Annotated in this window: 2 protein-coding genes; one reads left to right on the top strand and one right to left on the bottom strand. The window is 70.3% G+C overall.

The genetic code is table 11. The annotated features are described in order from the left end of the window. A partial coding sequence (locus tag AB0J39_RS39485; RefSeq protein WP_363474326.1) for an ROK family transcriptional regulator occupies nucleotides 1-660 on the bottom strand: 660 nt, incomplete at its 3' end. 245 nt (nucleotides 661-905) lie between these two features. Here AB0J39_RS39485 and AB0J39_RS39480 point away from each other — a divergent pair. After that, nucleotides 906-1,544: ROK family protein (locus AB0J39_RS39480; RefSeq protein ID WP_363474324.1), on the top strand; the 639-nt coding region annotated here is incomplete at its 3' end.

The following is a 1,544-nucleotide window of genomic DNA, read 5'->3' as shown; positions in this document are numbered from 1 at the left end:
CGCGGCGAGATTGGCGTCGTTGTCCACGGCGATGGGGATGTCCGCGCGGATGTCGGCCTGGGACAGCCGCTCGGCCACCGCCACCCCGCGCCAGCCGAGATTCGGGGCGACGACGACGGTGCCGGTGGTCGTGTCGATCAGACCGGGAACGGCCACGGTGATCCCCGCGGGAGCGACCCCGATCCGGTCGAGGTCGGCGACGGTCCGCTCGACCATCCGGGCCAGCTCGTCGAGCGAGTGTTCCGGACTGGACCCCATGGCGTCGAAGCCGATGCGCCGGTCGGCGAGCACTCTGCCGGCCAGGTCCGTGGCGAAGGCGGCGATGTAGTCGACGTTGACCTCCACGCCCAGGGCGCCGACCCCCGAACCGTCCAGGACTAGCGCGACACTCGGGCGGCCCACGGAGCCGGCGTGCTGCGGTCCGGTCTCCTTGACCAGCCCTCGTGCCTGCAACTCGTTCACCAGGCTGGTGACAGTCGTCTTGTTCAACCCGGTCGCGACGGCGACGGCCGACCGGGAGCACGGGCCGTAGGCGCTCACGTGCCGCAGCACCAGAGCAAGGTTGGAACGGCGCACGGTGGCCTGGTCCGCGGGAACACCCGCGGACCCACCCCGACTCGGCGAGTCGGCCGTACGGCCGTCGGCCCTGCTGTGGTCCACCGCTCTCCCTCAATTAGTTCGCATGGCTGGCCGAATTAAAGGCGCTGATTTCCTCCAGGCACAAGGGGGAACCGGCAGTGATTTGCGTAACGTTCCGGTAACCAGGTCACAAATTGACCCTGACCTGCGGCGGAACGGAGCGATGCCAACTCGTTACGCGTCGCGGGGGTGCACGTTCGGACACCTGCGTGTTACAACCCTGATTAATTGATCTCAGAGACAAACAAAGGGCAGGTGAGGGCAGAGTGACGTACGAGTCGCACCTCACCCGTCCCTGGGGTGGCTCTCCGCCGGCGGGCCCCGCCGCGCTGCGCCGGGCGAACCTCTCGATGGTGCTCCGCGAACTGCGCGACCACGTCACCCTGTCCCGCGCCGACATCGCCGACGCGACGGGACTGCACCGGGCCACCGTCTCCAGCCTCATGTCCGAGCTCCTCGAACGGCGGCTGGTGCGGGAGCTCGGCGTCGAGCACGTGGGCGCCGTCGGACGTCCCAGGCGGACGGTGGCGCTGCACGGCGCGCACGTCGGCGCTCTGGGCATGGAGATCAACGTCGACTACATCGCGGTCCACGGCACCGACCTCAGCGGCCGCGTCCTGGTCGAGCGCCGGGTGGTCTTCGACACGATGGGCAGCCGCCCGGACAGCGCGGTGCGCCGGCTCGGGCTCGTGGCCAAGGAGTCCGTGGAGGCGATGGCGCGGGCCGGCGCCATGCCCGCGGGCATCGTGGTGGCCGTACCCGGCCTCGTGGACGTGGCGCGCGGCGTCGTGACGCTCGCGCCGAACCTCTACTGGCAGGACCTGCCGCTGGCGGACCAGCTTTCCGCGATGCTCGGCTCGCTGCGCGTGCCCGTGCGCGTGGACAACGACGCCAACCTCGCCGCA

The sequence above is a fragment of the Microbispora sp. NPDC049633 genome, from assembly GCF_040675265.1.
Classification (GTDB): domain Bacteria; phylum Actinomycetota; class Actinomycetes; order Streptosporangiales; family Streptosporangiaceae; genus Microbispora; species Microbispora maris.
Note: the sequence above shows the minus strand (reverse complement) of the source record. Positions and strands in the feature narration are given on the sequence as shown.